The 15,896-nt window shown below is 62.9% G+C and carries 13 protein-coding genes; 7 read left to right on the top strand and 6 right to left on the bottom strand.

Annotated features, from left to right (window positions below; all coding sequences use genetic code 11):
* Positions 1–6: 6 nt before the first annotated feature.
* The 5 genes from LIY36_RS15190 to LIY36_RS15210 are packed head-to-tail and all read left to right on the top strand — an operon-like array spanning position 7 to position 6,235.
* On the top strand, positions 7–1,224 hold the full coding sequence (locus LIY36_RS15190) for a glycosyltransferase family 4 protein (protein ID WP_226456171.1): 1,218 nt from the start codon (positions 7–9) through the stop codon (positions 1,222–1,224).
* Positions 1,215–2,318, top strand: coding sequence for a glycosyltransferase family 4 protein (locus tag LIY36_RS15195; protein WP_226456172.1), 1,104 nt, complete (start codon positions 1,215–1,217; stop codon positions 2,316–2,318). Before LIY36_RS15190 ends, LIY36_RS15195 begins: the two co-directional genes overlap by 10 nt.
* A complete protein-coding gene (locus tag LIY36_RS15200) occupies positions 2,315–3,748 on the top strand; it encodes an O-antigen ligase family protein (RefSeq protein ID WP_226456173.1) in 1,434 nt (477 codons plus the stop codon). The genes LIY36_RS15195 and LIY36_RS15200 overlap by 4 nt, the downstream gene beginning before the upstream one ends.
* Complete coding sequence (murJ, locus tag LIY36_RS15205; RefSeq protein ID WP_226456174.1) at positions 3,748–5,157, top strand: murein biosynthesis integral membrane protein MurJ; 1,410 nt, start codon at positions 3,748–3,750, stop codon at positions 5,155–5,157. The genes LIY36_RS15200 and murJ overlap by 1 nt, the downstream gene beginning before the upstream one ends.
* A gap of 22 nt (positions 5,158–5,179) precedes the next feature.
* Complete coding sequence (locus tag LIY36_RS15210; RefSeq protein ID WP_442962215.1) at positions 5,180–6,235, top strand: acyltransferase family protein; 1,056 nt, start codon at positions 5,180–5,182, stop codon at positions 6,233–6,235.
* 57 nt (positions 6,236–6,292) lie between these two features.
* On the opposite strand, the gene LIY36_RS15215 is transcribed toward LIY36_RS15210, so the two are convergent.
* From LIY36_RS15215 to LIY36_RS15225, 3 genes are all read right to left on the bottom strand, one after another.
* The gene (locus LIY36_RS15215; RefSeq protein ID WP_226456175.1) at positions 6,293–6,868 is read right to left on the bottom strand and encodes a DUF4174 domain-containing protein; all 576 of its coding nucleotides are present in this window, start codon (positions 6,866–6,868) and stop codon (positions 6,293–6,295) included.
* Positions 6,869–7,033: 165 nt separating this feature from the next.
* Positions 7,034–7,666: a glutathione S-transferase N-terminal domain-containing protein gene (locus LIY36_RS15220; RefSeq protein ID WP_192300294.1), complete on the bottom strand. Its 633-nt coding sequence runs from the start codon at positions 7,664–7,666 to the stop codon at positions 7,034–7,036.
* Between the two features lie 65 nt (positions 7,667–7,731).
* Positions 7,732–10,089, bottom strand: coding sequence for a DNA polymerase II (locus LIY36_RS15225; protein ID WP_226456176.1), 2,358 nt, complete (start codon positions 10,087–10,089; stop codon positions 7,732–7,734).
* 181 nt (positions 10,090–10,270) lie between these two features.
* Here LIY36_RS15225 and LIY36_RS15230 point away from each other — a divergent pair, with 181 nt between their 5' ends.
* Complete coding sequence (locus LIY36_RS15230; RefSeq protein WP_226456177.1) at positions 10,271–12,496, top strand: TonB-dependent receptor; 2,226 nt, start codon at positions 10,271–10,273, stop codon at positions 12,494–12,496.
* 141 nt (positions 12,497–12,637) lie between these two features.
* Here the strand turns inward: LIY36_RS15230 and LIY36_RS15235 are convergent, their stop codons facing one another.
* Positions 12,638–13,096: an SRPBCC family protein gene (locus tag LIY36_RS15235; protein ID WP_192300291.1), complete on the bottom strand. Its 459-nt coding sequence runs from the start codon at positions 13,094–13,096 to the stop codon at positions 12,638–12,640.
* 295 nt (positions 13,097–13,391) lie between these two features.
* Between LIY36_RS15235 and LIY36_RS15240 the strand changes: the two genes are divergently transcribed.
* Complete coding sequence (locus LIY36_RS15240; RefSeq protein ID WP_192300290.1) at positions 13,392–13,793, top strand: GFA family protein; 402 nt, start codon at positions 13,392–13,394, stop codon at positions 13,791–13,793.
* Between the two features lies 1 nt (position 13,794).
* Here the strand turns inward: LIY36_RS15240 and mrdA are convergent, their stop codons facing one another.
* Positions 13,795–15,687 (bottom strand): penicillin-binding protein 2, encoded by a 1,893-nt coding sequence (mrdA, locus tag LIY36_RS15245; RefSeq protein WP_226456178.1) that lies wholly within the window; start codon positions 15,685–15,687, stop codon positions 13,795–13,797.
* Positions 15,688–15,689: 2 nt separating this feature from the next.
* Positions 15,690–15,896, bottom strand: a 207-nt coding sequence (locus LIY36_RS15250) for a hypothetical protein (RefSeq protein WP_226456179.1), incomplete at its 5' end; no start/stop codon positions are given.

Here is a 15,896-nt window from a genome sequence, read left to right on the forward strand (position 1 = left end):
GTGACCATGCGTATTTTATGGATCCTGCCCTACTCGCCCTGGCCCGCCACCAGCGGTGGCAAGACGCGCCAGTTCCACCTGCTGCGCAGCCTCGCGGCGCGTGGGCACCAGATCACGCTGTTGCTGCATGACAAGCACCCGGTGGCAGCGGCCGATCGCGCGGTGCTCGAAGCCTTCCTGGAACAGCTGATCGTGCTGCCGCGTCGCCCGCTGCGCAGCGTCAAGACCCTGGTCGCCGGGCTGCTCGCGCCCTATCCGCTGCTGGCCAGCGTGAATGGTCTGTCGGGGCAATTGCAGGACACTTTCGAGTGGCTGCTGGGCGAACAGTGGGACGTTGTGCAGATCGAACACAGCTACACCTTCCAGCCCTACGAAAGCGCACTGGCGCGCAAGGCCCAGCCGTTCGTGCTGACTGAGCACAACGTCGAATCCGCCCTTGGCGCCGCCACCTACGACCGCCTGCCGCGTTGGGCGCTGCCGTTCATTCGCTATGATCAGTGGCGCTATGCGCGCTGGGAACGCCGGGTGATGCGCCAGGCCACTCAAGTGATCGCCGTGACCGACAGCGATGCACAGGTCCTCGAAACCATCGCCGGCAAACCGGTGCCGGTGGTGGTCAATGGCGTGGATTGCGACCACTTCGCCCGGGCCCATCCCGACCCGTCGGCGCGCCGTGTGCTGTTCCTCGGCAACTATGAATACGCACCGAATGTGGACGCCATCGAGTGGGCCCTGGATGAAATCCTGCCCAAGGTCTGGGCGCGTTGCCCCGATGTGCGCATGAGCGTGTGCGGCTTTGGCATGCCCGACAGTTGGCGCACGCGCTGGCCGGACCCGCGCATCGAATGGCAAGGCTTCGTGCCGGACCTGCTGGCGTTGCAATCGAGCAGTTCGGTGTTCCTCGCGCCGTTGCGCCATGGCGGCGGTTCCAAGCTCAAGGTGCTCGAGGCCCTGGCCGCCGGCCTGCCGTTGGCAAGCACCGCGCAAGGTGTGTCGGGCCTGGACCTGGTGGAGGGCCTGGACTACCTCGGCGGCCAAAGCGCGTCCGCCCTGGCGGATGCCGTGGTGCGCCTGCTGCAATTTCCCGAAGCGGCCGCGCCCATGGGGGAATCCGGACGTGCGTATGTGCGCCGGGCCCATGACTGGAGCGTCGCCGCCAGCCAATTGGAGCAGGTGTACGCCAGCCTCGTGCCGCTCAAACGCAAGGAGCCCACATGCGTATAGGCCTGGACTACCGCACCGTCGGCACCTCGCCGCAATCGGGGATCAGCCGCCAGGTATATGCCCTGGAAACCGCCCTGCGCGCCTTGCCGCAGGTCGAACTGGAGCGCTTTACCGTGGCGCCCCTGGGTGACGCCAGCCGCTTGCAGGCCCACTGCCCAAGCTGGGGCTGCGCGAAAACCGCGATGCACCAACCGCACAATCGCCTGCGCTTCGAGGCCGGTTTTTTGCCGCGTGCACTGCGCGAGCAACACATCGACCTGTACATCAGCACCTTCAACATGGGCCTGCCGCTGCCGCCCAAACCCAAGGGCCTGCGCACGGTGGTGCTGTTGCACGACTTGTTCCAGATCACTTTGGACAACTACCACGCCAACCGCCTGAAGGCGCTGATCTACAAGACCAGCGATCGGTTGTCGATTGCCTGGGCAGTGCGCAGTGCCGACCGGGTGTGGACACCGTCGCAGTACAGCGCCGATGAGACCGCGCGTTTGTTTCCCGAGGCAAAGGCCAAGATTCGTGTGCTGCCCAATCAGGTCGATGGGTTCGCCGGGCTGCCCGCAGACCTCAGCGCACGCCAACTGCCCAAGGATTACTGGTTGCTGGTGGGCACTCGGGAGTTGCGCAAAAACGTGCCGTTTTGGGTCGACGCCTGGCAACGGGCGCGGCGCCAATCCCCAGCCGTGCCGGAGTTGGTGCTGGTCGGCAGCCTCGAGCATTTGCCCGCGGCCCAACGCAGCTTGCCGGGGATTCGCGCACTGAGTGGCGTGTCGGATGCCGAATTGCACGCGCTGTACCGCCAGGCCTCGCGCTTGTGGCAACCGTCGTATGCCGAAGGCTTCGGCTTGCCGGTGATCGAGGCCCTGAGCGTCGGCACGCCGGTGGCCGTGGCCAGCGGTACGTCGCTGGATGAAATCACCCCACCGTCGGCGCCGCGTTTTTCGCCCACCGATGGCCCGGCGTTGGTGCAATTGATGCTGGACCTGGCGCAGCGCCCCGCCGAAGACGCGCCGGAGCAATGCCGCCAATGGGCCGAACGCTATAACCCCGGCGCCTATCGTCGGCGCCTGGCTGAATTGATCGAGGAGCTTCAATGAGAGTAAGCCTGCCAAGCCTCGTCCCGGTGTTCTTTGGTGCGCTGTTCGGCGCCCTGGCGTTGTTGCTGTCCCCGGCCAAGGCATTTGTCGCGGTGCTGGGCCTGGCGGGCGCATTGACGATCCTGCGCTTTCCGCTCTGGGGTCTGTTGCTATTTGGGGTGGCGGCGACGTTCATGCCGTACTCAACGGTCAACCTGGGCATCCGCACCACCGTCAGCGAAGCGATCCTGGCGCTGACCTGGGGCGCGGTGCTGTGGCAACGTTTTCTGTCGCGGCTGCCCGACTCGCCGCGTTTCACGCAGCGCCCCACCGACCAGATGCTGCTGTGGCTGATGCTGTTCAGCGTATTGCCGTTTATCGTCGGCCAGGTCATCACCCACGCCGAGAGCAGCGGCCTGGCCAACTGGCTGCGCTGGTTGCTGAACCTGTCGGGGGTGTTTCTCGCGGCCAAGTTGCTGGTGGAACAAAAGCACCGCGAATCCCTGGTGATCGCCCTGCTGCTGGGCACCTTGGCGATGCTATTGCTGTCGATCGGGGTATTCGTGCGCACCCGCTCGGGGGCCGGGATTGCGCCGATCCTGGGGCTGTTCAACTACGCCAACTTCGACACGCTGAAGTTCGGCCTGGAGGCCATGTCCTCGCGCATGGGCTCGCCGTGGACGCACCCGAATGCCATCGGCGGGATCATGGCGCTGCTGCTGCCGCTGGCGTTCTGCTACGGCATGACCGAACAAGGCTGGAAGCGCGGCCTGGGCCTGAGCGTGGCGTGCCTGGGCGCGGCAGCGCTGTTGTTGGCCAGCAGCCGTGGCGCGATGGTCAGCCTGGCGCTGGTGCTGCTGTGGATGGCCACGCGTCGCGTGCCATACACTGGGCGTTTGCTGATGATCGGCGCAGCCTTGACCGTGGCGCTGGTGATCGCATACCCACCGTTGCAGGACCGCCTGGCGACGATTTTCTCGTCGAGCAACGCCAGTACCGAAGTACGCCTGGATGAATATCGCCTGTTCCCGCAGGCGGTGGCCGCGTATCCCCTGGGCATTGGCTTCAAGGTCGACCCGCCGGTGCCGGGCACACATCTGTTGGGGATCTCCAACCTGTGGCTGAACTACATCTACAAGGTCGGCATTGTCGGCATGCTGCTGTTTGTCGCGGTGACCGTGCGCTGGTGGCGTGAAGCGCGCCCGGAAAAAGGCCCGATCCGCCTGACCAAGGACAACGCCCTGTGGCTGGGCACCACGGCGGGGATTCTGTCGGCGCTGGTCAGCGGCTTGTTTGACCACTACTTCAGCTTTGCGGTGGTGATGGTGGCGTTGTTCTGGCTGATGGTGGGGATCAACGTGCTGGAGGCGCGGCGGCTGTTTCCGGCGCGGCTGCCGCAGGTCAAACGCGTGGCGGCACACGCGCCTTTGCTCAACGGCGTACGTCCCTGATGTTCGGCTCCGCCGCCTGGCTGACCGTGGCGACGTTGCTCGGCTTGTGCCTGGGTTTTGCGCGCGAATGGCTGCTGGTGGCGGCCTGGGGTGCGGGCGAGCGCAGTGATGCGTTTCTGATTGCGTTGTTCTTGCCCGAAGCCTTGCGCATGTCGCTGGCCGGTGGCGTGCTGAGCGCCGCCGCGCTGCCGCTGTACTTGCAACGAGACGACCGTGGGAGGCTGGACTGGCTGGCAGTGATGTTTGCAGCCTTGCTGCTGATCGCACTGGTGACCAGCCTGTTGCTGACCTTGTTGGCGCCGTGGCTGGTGCAACTGCTCGGCCCCGGGTTGGCGGCAAGTGCCACGGCGTTGGCGGGTAGCAACCTGCAAGTCGTCGCGTGGTGCGTGCCGGGTTTACTGCTGCATGCGCTGTTCAGCATTCCATTGCAGGCGGGCGAGCGCTTTGTGCTGGCGGGCCTGGGCTCGCTGCTGTTCAACTTGCCGCCGGTGACCTACCTCGCCCTGGCAGGCACCGCCACGCAACCGCACACCCTGGCCCTGGCCTGCCTCGCTGGCAGCCTGTTGATGCCGCTGGCGCTGCTGCCGTCGATCTGGCGCCAGGGCTGGCGGCCGTGGCGCTGGCAGCTGGCGCTGGCGCCGTTGCGCGAGTTGGGCCAGCGCATCGGCCCGCTGCTGTTGAGCAATGCTGCCAGCCAGGGCTTGGCGTTGATCGAACGGTTGGTGGCGTCGCTGCTGGGCGAAGGCGCGGTGACCTGGGTCAACCTCGCGCGCAAACTGATGAACCTGCCGTTGATTGCGCTGATGAGCCTCAACCAGGTGCTGTTGGGCATGATGAGCCGCCGTCAGGGCGATGCGCGCCTGGCGCTGCTCAAGCGCGGCCTGGAAACCGCCAGCGTGCTGACCCTGCCCGCCGGTGTCGGGCTGGTGGCCGCCGCGCCGAGCCTGGTGGCGTTGCTGCTGCCCAAGCAATCGGCGGATTCGCCGTTGCCGTTGTTGTTGGCCTGGTTTGCCGTGCCCTTGGTGTTCGGCGCCTGGAACGCCTTGCTGGCGCGTTACGCCTACGCCGCCGGTGACACGCGCCAGCCGTTGCGTTGCGAGTTGCTCGGTAGCCTGGTCAACGTACTGTTGCTCGGCGCGCTGCCGTTTGTCTTCGGCCTGGCGGGCATTGCGCTGGCCGCACTGGCCGGGGTGATCTGCACTGCGTTGCTGCTGATGCAACGCCAGTCCTTGCTCACTGCCCTGCCCTGGGCACGGCAATGGCTGTTGAGCGCGCTGTTGATGGGGCTGGCGGCGCTGTGGCTGTTTGGCATTGAAGACGTCTGGCGGCAACTGGCGCTGAGCACCCTGGTCGGCGCGCTGGTGTTGCTGGGAATGGGGCTGTGGCTGAAGCCGTGGCGCAAGGCATGAACGATTGTTCAGGAGTGATCAGGTGAAACATCGCTGGATTCAAATGGATATTGCCAAAGGCATCGGCATCCTGGTGATCGTGTATGCCCACAGCTGGTTTGTGGCCACGTCCCTGGACCTGATGTACCCGATCCTGGCGTCGTTCATTCTGCCGCTGTTCTTCTTTTTGTCTGGCGTGCTGTTCAAGCCGGAACAGCCCTTTGTCGAGATGGCCGTGCGCAAGGCCGACGGCCTGCTCAAGCCGTTTTTCTTCACCATGCTGGTGTACGTGGTCGTGCGCGATGTGCTGCGCGGGCAACCGCTACTGGCGGATGTCGGCGGCGTGCTATACGCCTCGGTGGACACCATCCCGTGGCAGGCGCTGTGGTTTTTGCCGCATTTCTGGGTGGTGATTCTGTTCAGTTGGTGCGTGCTGCGTTTGATCCAACGCCTGCCGTTGGCGCTGAGTTGCGTGCTGACCGGACTGATTTTGGTGGTGGGCACCTGGATACTGCCGTGGTTCTGGCAACTGCCGGTGACCGTCGGCGGACACACCTGGGTGCTGCCGGGTTTGCCCTTCAGCCTGGACGTCACGCTGATCAGCAGCGCGTGTTTCATCCTCGGCTACCTGCTGCGGGACTGGCTGCGCCGGCATGAGGGGTCACTGCTGACCCTGATGATATCGGCGGCGCTATTTGCGGCGGTGTTTCTCTGGCGCGGCGACACCATGGACCTGGCGCAACGGCGCTATGACCACTGGTTGTGGACCAGCCTGCTGGCATTGATCGGGGTTTACCTGTGCTGGGCGCTGGCGCGAGTGCTCATGGTGTCGAGCGTGTTGACGCGGGCGATGACCTACATTGGTCAGTCCACGTTGATCCTGTTGATCTTCCATGGCGAGATCCAGCACAAGACCGTCGACTTGATGGAACGCCTGGGGCTGCATGCGTTTGTGGCGGCGAGTATCGGGTTGGTGGTGGCGGTGGTGGCGCCGTTGTTGATCGGGGAAGTGATCAAGCGGGTGGCGTTTCTGCGGTTTTTCTACTTTCCGTTGCCGGTGCGCAAGAAAATTGAAACGCCAACTCCAGCACGCAGTTGAACCCAAATGTGGGAGCGGGCTTGCGTGGGAGCCGGTGGGTCCGGCTCCTGGCGTGGGTCAATCGTCCAGTTGTTGCGGGGCGGGCTTGCTGCCGGCTTTGGTCGGTTTGGCGCCCTTGGCCGGCGCCGGTGCAGCCGGTTCGGGTTCTGCGGCGGCGGCGGCTTCTTTTTCGGCCATGGGCATCTGGTCGATGGTGCTGAAGAATTCCTTGAGGTCGAGGGTATCCGGTGGCACGGTCTTCTCGAGTTTCTTCTCGCCGTCCTTGCCCACCAGGATCACCTTGGTGCCGCTGCCAGCGCCGAGCTTGAGGGCACGGATCAATGCGTTGGTTTCCGGTGGCGTGAGCTTCTTGTTGTCTTTGGCGTCCTTGGCGAACTTTTCCCCTTCGGCGCCGATGCTGCCGAATTTCACGGTGTAGAGCACCATGCTGCGCTCTTCAAACGCCTGCTTGGTGGCCGCTTCGTCGAGTTGTTTCTTGAGCGTCGCCAGGGTGGCATTACCCGAATCCAGCTCTACCACCACCAGCGGGCGGGCTTTGCCCAAATCCTGCTTGAGTGGGTTGGTATCATCAGCGGCCAACAGCGGCCCCGTAAAAGCCATCAAGGTAGCCAGGGTCAGCGACCGGATGAGCATGCGCACCTCCTTCTAGTTCCATGCAGGGTTCTTGAGTTTCATGTCTGCGACAGTCAAATTCAAGGATGATTCCTACACCGCTGCAAGAAAGCGTAGGTCAGCACGCCCGCTACGCAAGGGGTTGAGACGCTTTTGCGGTGATTGTTTCCACTGATTGCGGAAACATCATGAGACCTTCCAATCCGGCCAATGCCGCGCAAATACGGGGGCGACGATAGGGTCGGCGTCCACCTGCACCAGGCTTTGGGCAAAACCCGGGGCCAGGCCGTGCAATGCCTCCCGCGACTCATCCCAGCGCGACACCGCCGCCGCCATCAGGCCCAGTGCATTCGGCGTGTCGTTGGGGGCAAACAACTGCCCGGCAAACTGATCGGCAAACACCACCCAGGCCTGATGCAGGTAGCGCCGGGTGCCGGTGACCAATTGCGCCTGCACGGTTTCATTGACATTGCCGAGCCAGCGTTGCGGGTAATCGATGATGCCGATGGCCGAGTAGCAGTTGGCGGCGATGTACACCAGCCCGCGGATGATCTGCGCGCGGTTGCCGGCCAACAGTTCGGACGCGGGAAATTCCAGGCCGAGGTGGATCAGGATCGCCGCGCTTTCGGTCAGCACCTGGCCATCGGGGGTGAGCAACGTGGGCACCTGCTTGAGCGGGTTGATGCGCGCCAGCTCATCGCTGCCCTCACCGATGGCCCATGAGGCCGCATCGATCCGTCGCCACGGCACCGCGCACCGCTGCAGGGCGATTTCGATCATGCAGGAGCCGGACTCGTCGATGCCGTAGAGCGTGTACATGGGCTTGCTTCCTATTGCCAAACTGAGCCCAAGATTGCGGGCCTTCGCCGTATCGAATCAAGCGTTTAAAACAGGCCCATCTGCCCACCGACCAGGGTGCTGAAATCGTCGTTGACGAACGGCAGGATAGCATCGGCCACCGGCTGCAATTGACGGGTGACGTAGTGGTCGTAGTCGATGGGCGCCTGACTGACTTCCAAAGGCTGCGGACCGTTGACGCTGATTACGTAGCTGATCCAGCCACCGCGCTGGTACTGGCGCGGGCGGCCGAGGCGGTCGTTGTAGTCGTCAGCCAGGCGCGCAGCGCGTACGTGGGGTGGCACGTTGCGTTCGTAGTCGTCGAGCGGGCGACGCAGGCGCTTGCGGTAGATCAGCAGCTCGTCGAATTCGCCGCTGAGGGTGCGCTGCACGTAGTCGCGGATGTAATCCTGGTGCGGCAGGCGGTGGAAGATGCGCTGATAGAGTTCCTGCTGGAACTGGCGGGCCAGGGGCGACCAGTCGCTGCGCACGGTTTCCAGGCCTTTGTAGACCATTTCCTCGCTGCCGTCGCTGCGCGTCACCAGGCCGGCGTAACGTTTTTTGCTGCCCTCCTCCGCACCGCGAATGGTCGGCATGAGGAAGCGGCTGAAGTGGGTTTCGTACTGCAGTTCCAGCGCACTTTGCAGACCGAATTCGCTGCGCAGGTGCTCGCGCCACCAGTCGTTGACGTGCTGCACCAACGCCTGGCCGATGCGGCTGGCGTCGTTCTGGGAATGGGCGCTGCCGAGCCAGACGAAGGTGGAGTCGGTGTCGCCGTAGATCACCTCATAACCCTGGGCTTCGACCAGGGCGCGGGTCTGGCGCATGATCTGGTGGCCGCGCATCGTGATGGAGGACGCCAGCCGTGTGTCGAAGAAGCGGCAACCACTGGAGCCGAGCACGCCGTAGAAGGCGTTCATGATGATTTTCAGGGCCTGGGACAGCGGCGCGTTATGTTCGCGCTTGGCCTCTTCGCGGCCCTCGGACACCCGCGCGACGATGGCCGGCAAGCAGTGCCGGGTACGCGAGAAGCGGGCGCCGCGAAAGCCTTCCACGGACAGGTTGTCGTCGGGGTACTTGAGGCCTTCGATCAGGCCCACCGGGTCGATCAGGAAGCTGCGGATGATCGATGGGTAGAGGCTTTTGTAGTCGAGCACCAGCACCGATTCGTAAAGACCGGGACGCGAGTCCATCACGAAACCGCCGGGGCTGGCCTGGGGCGGTTTGTCGCCCAGGTTCGGCGCGACGAAGCCCTGGCGGTGCATCAGCGGCATGTACAGGTGGGTGAACGCGGCGACCGAGCCGCCGTTGCGATCCGCCGGCAGGCCGGTGACGCTGGCGCGTTCGAGCAGGAACGTGAGCAGTTCGGTCTTGGCGAAGATCCGCGTGACCAACTCGCAGTCCTTGAGGTTGTAGCGCGCCAGGGCGGGCTTGTCTTCGGCGAACATACGGTTGATTTCGTCCATGCGCTGGTACGGCGTAGAGATGTCCTTGCCTTCGCCGAGCAGGGTTTGCGCGACGTTTTCCAGGCTGAAGGATTCGAAACTCCAAGTGGCCGAACGCAGGCCTTCGATACCGTCAATGATCAAGCGCCCTGCCGCTGCCGCGAAGTAGTGGTTGCGGCTGCCGTGTTCGCGCCAGGTCATGGCTTCGCCGCCACGACCGAGCAGCAGCGGTACGTTGAGGCGTTGGGCGTGTTCGTGGAGCACGCGCAGGTCGAACTGCACCACATTCCAGCCGATGATCGCGTCGGGGTCATGGATGGCGATCCATTGGTTGAGACGTTCGAGCAGTTGGGCGCGGGTGTCGCAGTAGTCGAGCTTGAAGTCCACCGCGGTGGTTTTGTTCGGCGGGCCGAGCATGTACACCTGGCGCTCGCCGCAGCCTTCGAGGGCGATGGAGTAGAGATCGCCCTTGGCGGTGGTCTCGATGTCGAGTGACACCAGTTTCAGCGGCGGGCGGTAGTCGGGCGCAGGTTTCATCTGCGCATCGGATAGCACGCCGGTGGCGTCGGGCGTACCGCCGAACCACACCGGCGCGGTGATGAAGCGCTCCATCATGTAGCGCTCGGGCGGGCGAACGTCGCCTTCGTAGACGTCGACACCGGCGGCGCGCAGGCGTTTTTCCAGGTCCATCGCCTGGCGGTGCTGGCGGGTGTAGAGGCCCAGCACCGGGCGGTGATGGAAATCGCACAGTTGCAGTGGGCGCAGTTCGATCTCGCGCTCGCCCTTGAGCAGCCAGTCGAGCGGCTTGCGATGGGCTTCGGGGATGAACATCACCGAGGTCTGCACAGGGAGGCGGACGAGCCTGGGGCCCTGGTCGGTGGCCAGCCAGAAGCTGACCTCCGTACCCGCCGGGGTGTCGCGCCAATGCCGGGTCAGGACAAAACCCTGCTGTAAGTCCACCGTACCGCACCTCAGGAATCGCTTTCAGGGCGTGATTCTACTCGGCATCTCGCGCACGCAGACCGCGGAAGTAAATATTTGTTGCGTGACGCTAATAACAATTACTATCATTTGTGTTGGAGTCGTATCCGCGCAGTGAGGACGCGCAACGTTTGTTGCCCTTTTCCTCACTGGATCGACCATGCCCTTCCCTATTCCGTTTCGCCCGACCCTGCTCGCCCTGTGCTGTTCCCTGAGCGTCACCGCTCACGCTGCCCCCCCCATCCCCCCGCAGGATGCAAACAACCGTCAGGACGGCGACACGCTGGAATTGGGCGCCACCAACATCAACGCTGACGCGCCGACGCCAGGCGCCCTGCCCCCGGTGTATGCCGGCGGCCAAGTGGCGCGTGGCGGCCAGTTGGGGGTGCTGGGCAACCAGGACATCATGGATGTGCCGTTCAGCATGTCCTCTTACACCGAGAAACTGATCCGCGACCAGCAGGCCGAAACCGTCGGCGATGTGCTGCTCAACGACTCGTCCGTGCGCCAGGCGTCGGGCTATGCGAACCAGGCGCAGACGTTCATGATTCGTGGTCTGCCCCTGAACGGTGACGATATTTCCTATAACGGCCTCTACGGCATCCTGCCACGCCAGATCATCTCCACCGACGCCCTGGAACGGGTTGAAGTGTTCAAGGGCCCGAACGCCTTCATCAACGGCGTGAGCCCCACCGGCTCGGGGATCGGTGGCGGCGTGAACCTGCAACCCAAACGCGCCGATGATCTGCCGTTGCGTCGTTTCAGCACCGATGTCAGCAGCGACGGCCGGGTGGGGGAGCACTTGGATATTGGCCAGCGCTTTGGTGAAGACCATCAGTTTGGCGCACGGGTGAACCTGTCCCAGCGTGAAGGCGACACTGGCATCGATGATGAAAACCAGCGATCGAAACTGTTTGCGGTCGGCCTGGACTACCGTGGCGATGCATTGCGGTTGTCCGGTGACTTTGTGTATCAGAAACAGCACATCAATGGTGGTCGCAATTCGGTCTTCACGGGCACCGCCACCCACATCCCGGATGCGCCTTCGGCACACACCAATTACGCACCGAGCTGGAGCAGTACCAACCTTGAAGACACCCTGGGCATGCTGCGCGCCGAGTACGACCTGAACGACAACTGGACCGCGTACGCGGCGGGCGGGGTCAAGCACAGCCGTGAAATGGGGCGCTACTCATCGGTGACCCTGACCGACAACCTCGGCAATGCCACTGCCAGCGGTTCGACCATCGCCCACGAAGAAGACAACAGTAGCCTGATGAGCGGCCTGAACGGCAAGTTCCAGACCGGCGCGGTCAGCCATCGCCTCAACTTCGGCCTGGCCGGGATCTGGACCCAGGTGCGCAACGCCTATGTGTTCGCCAGCGGCAAGACCGCGACCAATATCTACAACCCGGTGACCGGCGCACCACCGGCCCTGAACACCCCACGCAACACGCCAGGCACCGACTTCAGCGACCCGCAAATCACCGCCAAGACCTTCGTGCGCAGCGCGGCCGTTTCCGACACCGTTGGCTTCTTCGATGACCGCCTGCTGGTGACCGTCGGCGCACGTCGCCAGCAGATGGTGGTGCAGGGCTACAACTACATGAGCGGTAGCCGCACGGCCAACTATGACGAGTCGATCACCACGCCGGTCTACGGCCTGGTGTTCAAGCCGTGGGAGCATGTGTCGGTGTACGCCAACCGCATTGAGGGCCTCGCACAGGGCCCGACGTCACCGCTCAAGGTCGGTCCCCGGGCGGTCATCGGCGGCGGGCAGGCCTATGCGCCGGCGCGTTCCAAGCAGATCGAAGCGGGCGTCAAGGTGGACATGGGCAGCTATGGTGCGACGCTGGGTGTGTACCGTATCGAACAACCTGGGGCCGGTTACTCCGAAATCGTCGATGCCGACACTGCGCGCTACGTGCGCGAGGGCCTGCAAATCAACAAGGGCGTGGAACTCAATGTGTTCGGCGAACCGCTTAGCGGCTTGCGTCTGCTCGGCGGCGTGACGCTGATGAAGACCGAGCTCAAGGACACGGAAAAAGGCGCCAACGATGGCAACCGTGCGATCGGCGTGCCTTCGTTCCAATTCAACGCCGGGGTGGACTGGGATGTACCGGGCCTGCAAGGCGTGAGCCTCAACGGGCGCATGCTGCGTACTGGTGGGCAGTACGCCGACGCGGCCAACACCTTGAGCCTGCCGGCGTGGAACCGCTTTGATGTGGGCGCGCGCTACAACTTCAAGGTGGCGCAACGTGACGTGACGCTCGGTGCGACCGTGGAGAATGTTGCCAACGCGAAGTACTGGGAGTCGGCGCAGGGTGGTTTCCTGAGTCAGGGCGATCCGCGTGTGGCCAAGTTATCTGCTTCGATGGATTTCTAGTTCATTTGTGTAGTGAGCGGGCTTGCCCCGCGCCGGGGGGGGGGGCGAAGCCGCTCCAAATCCGGACATCTCGGTTTACTTGAAACACCGCGGTGTCCCGTTTGGGGTGGCTTCGCCACCCAGCGCGGGCAAGCCCGCTCACTACAGAGCAGTGGTGTAGGTTTCGATGTTGGCCATTTGTTCGTCCCAGCCACGGGAGTTCATCTTGAAGGCTTTCTGGCGGCGGGATTCGGGGATGGCGTCGAAACCGGATTCAACTACCCGCAGCAGGATGCCAGGGGCGCGGTCTTCGAGGGTGAACTCCACGAGGGTTGGGGTTTCCTGGTCATAGTCGACCCCCTCCTCTACCGCGAATGGATGCCACCGGAACGAGAACAGGGTTTGCGGCAGAATGCGTTCGATCCTAGCCTTCCACACCACGTGTTCATAACCGGGGTAGGTAATCGGTGCTTCGATGGTTTGCCCGGCCACAAAGGTTTTGCCCTTGAGGGCGATGCCAAACCAGCTGCCGAATTGCTCGGCGTCGGTCAATGCGTCCCAGACCTGTTTGCGTGATGCGTTGAGCAGGACTTTTCGTTCAATTCGATCTAACACGTGCATAAGTCACCTCCTGCATTGACAGTAGGCGACATCAACCAATGCGCAACCCTTTCGGTCGCGCAGTGGTGTTGCTACTTATCTCAGGATTTCCATTTGGCATTGATCGTTCCATGGTGCGGCTCCCGTGGCGCCCGTCCCACAGACGAATACTCGTCCACCAGATAACTGCCCAACGGGTTCGCAAGGTGAACGGAGCAAAACTGATCCAGGCCCAAGGGCAATGATGTGTATCTACGTGATGCGCCGGGTAGCTGTGAACGGTAGATTGTCCCTCTTCTCCCTGAGGTGACGCTCTATGACTCAACAACTCCATGGAAGTTGTTTCTGCAAGGCCGTGCGGTATGAACTGGACAGCCTGGATATGCCCATCAGCCACTGCCATTGCCAAAGCTGTCGCAAGGTCCACGCTGCGGCGTTCGTTTCGACAGCGGGCGTGATGCGCGAGCACTTTCGTTGGACCCAGGGCGAAGCGCTGTTATCGTCGTATGAATCTTCGCCGGGGAAGCTCAGGCATTTCTGCTCGCGCTGCGGCTCACATCTGATCGCAGAACGTCCGCATCAACCCCACGTGATTGTGCGTGTGGCAACGCTGGATGATGATCCGGGGGTCACGCCGAGCTCACACATCTGGACCGCCCACGATGTGCCGTGGCTGGCACATGAGGGCGTCGAGCAGTGGGCCGAATGGAAGGCGTGATTTAAACGTGCGGGTCACCTGGAGCTTTGGCCGGCGTCGCATATTGCGGCTTGAGGTGGCCTTCCTGGTCGAGTAACCAGGCATCCATGATCTGGCGCACCACAGGACCGGCAACCCGTCCGCCGGCCTCACCGTTTTCGATCATCACCGAGATCACGATTTTCGGGTGTTCGGCCGGCGCAAAGCCGACGAACAAGGCGTTGTCGCGGTGACGCTCCAAGGTCTTGTTGCGGTCGTAGCGTTCGCCCTGCTTGATCGCGACCACCTGCGCCGTACCACTCTTGCCAGCAATCCGGTATTGCGCGCCTTGCGCTGCGGCGCGAGCGATGCCGCGCGGGTCGTGCATCACCAATTGCATGCCGTGGTTGACTTGTTCCCAGTCACGCGGGTCCTTGAGCACAACATTAGGCATAGGATTTTCGTCCACCGGCGGCACGCCGTTGATGGTTTTGGCCAGGTGTGGACGGTTCCACACACCTTTGTTGGCGATCAACGCGGTGGCTTGGGCCAGTTGCAGCGGGGTGACCTGCATGTAGCCCTGGCCGATGCCGAGGATCACGGTCTCGCCGGGGAACCAGGGTTGGCGGCGTGTTGCGCGCTTCCAGGCCTGGGATGGCATCAGCCCGGCTGACTCTTCAAACATGTCGAGGGAGACTTTCTGGCCGAGGCCGAACTCGGCCAGGTAATCATGCAGCCGGTCGATGCCGAGCTTGTGGGCCAGGTCATAGAAGTAGGTGTCGTTGGAACGCATGATGGCCGCGTCCATGTCTACCCAGCCATCGCCGCTGTGGTTCCAGTTACGGTATTTGTGGTCGAAGTCGGGCAGTTGGTAGTAGCCGGGGTCAAACACGCGGGTCTGAGCGGTAACTAAGCCGCTGTCGAGACCGGCGATGGCGACTTCGGGCTTGATGGTCGAGCCTGGCGCGTAGAGGCCGCGCAGTACGCGGTTGAACAGCGGACGGTCGATGGAGTCGTGCAGCGCCGCGTATTCCTTGAAGCTGATGCCGGTGACGAACATGTTCGGGTCAAAGCTGGGCTTGCTGACCATGGCCAGCACCTCGCCGGTCTGCGGGTCGAGGGCCACCACCGAACCGCGACGGTCGCCTAGGGCTTCCTCGGCAGCTTCCTGGAGGTGGACGTCGAGGCTGAGGACGATGTTTTTGCCGGGGACCGGATCGGTATGCTTGAGCACGCGCAGTACGCGGCCTTGAGCGTTGGTCTCGACCTCTTCGTAACCTACGTGACCATGCAATTCGGATTCGTAGAAGCGCTCGATGCCGGTCTTGCCAATGGACTGGGTGCCGCGGTACTCAACCGAATCGAGGGCCTTGGACTCCTTTTCGTTGATCCGACCGACGTAGCCAATGGAATGGGCGAAGTGTGCACCCAACGGGTAGTGACGCACGAACTGTGGCTCGACATCCACGCCAGGCAGGCGGAACTCGTTTACGGCCAGCACGGCGATTTGCTCTTCGGTCAACTCGTAGAACAATGTCACGGGAACGAACGGGTGCCGGGCTTGCTTGAGCGCCTTATCGAACACGGCACGGTCTTCGGCAGGCAGGTGCAGCAGGTTCACGATCGCGTCCAACTCGCCCTTGAGATCAGCGGTGCGTTCGCGGGTGATCGTCAGGTTATAGCTGGGCCGGTTGTCGGCCAGTACCACGCCGTTGCGGTCATAGATCAAGCCACGGGTTGGAGTGATCGGCAGGACGTGAACGCGGTTGTTTTCAGAAATCGTGGAGTGGTAGTCGAACTGCACGACTTGCAGGAAGTACATGCGGCCCACCAGGGCGCACGTGATGCCAATCACCAACAGCGCGCAGGCAAGCAGGCGCTTGTTGACCAAGCGGTTCTCGTTTTCGTGATCTTTGATGGGTATCGGTTCAGGCATTTCTACAGCATCTCGTTGAAGAAGGTCGACGCCGCTTCCTGCGGGTGAAAGATCAGTCCTTGTGAAAATGTGCTGCACCATACCAAAAATGCGGAAACACTTTGCATCGATTTCCCCAACGGCATGTTATTTGGCGCCTGGGGAGGCGAGATTGTTTCTTCGCACTTTTCGACCGCCCAAAACAAAACCCCTGTTTGCGTTAGCAAACA

Origin of the sequence: Pseudomonas sp. AF03-9 (assembly GCF_020515815.1) — a bacterium.
Taxonomy (GTDB): Bacteria; Pseudomonadota; Gammaproteobacteria; order Pseudomonadales; family Pseudomonadaceae; genus Aquipseudomonas.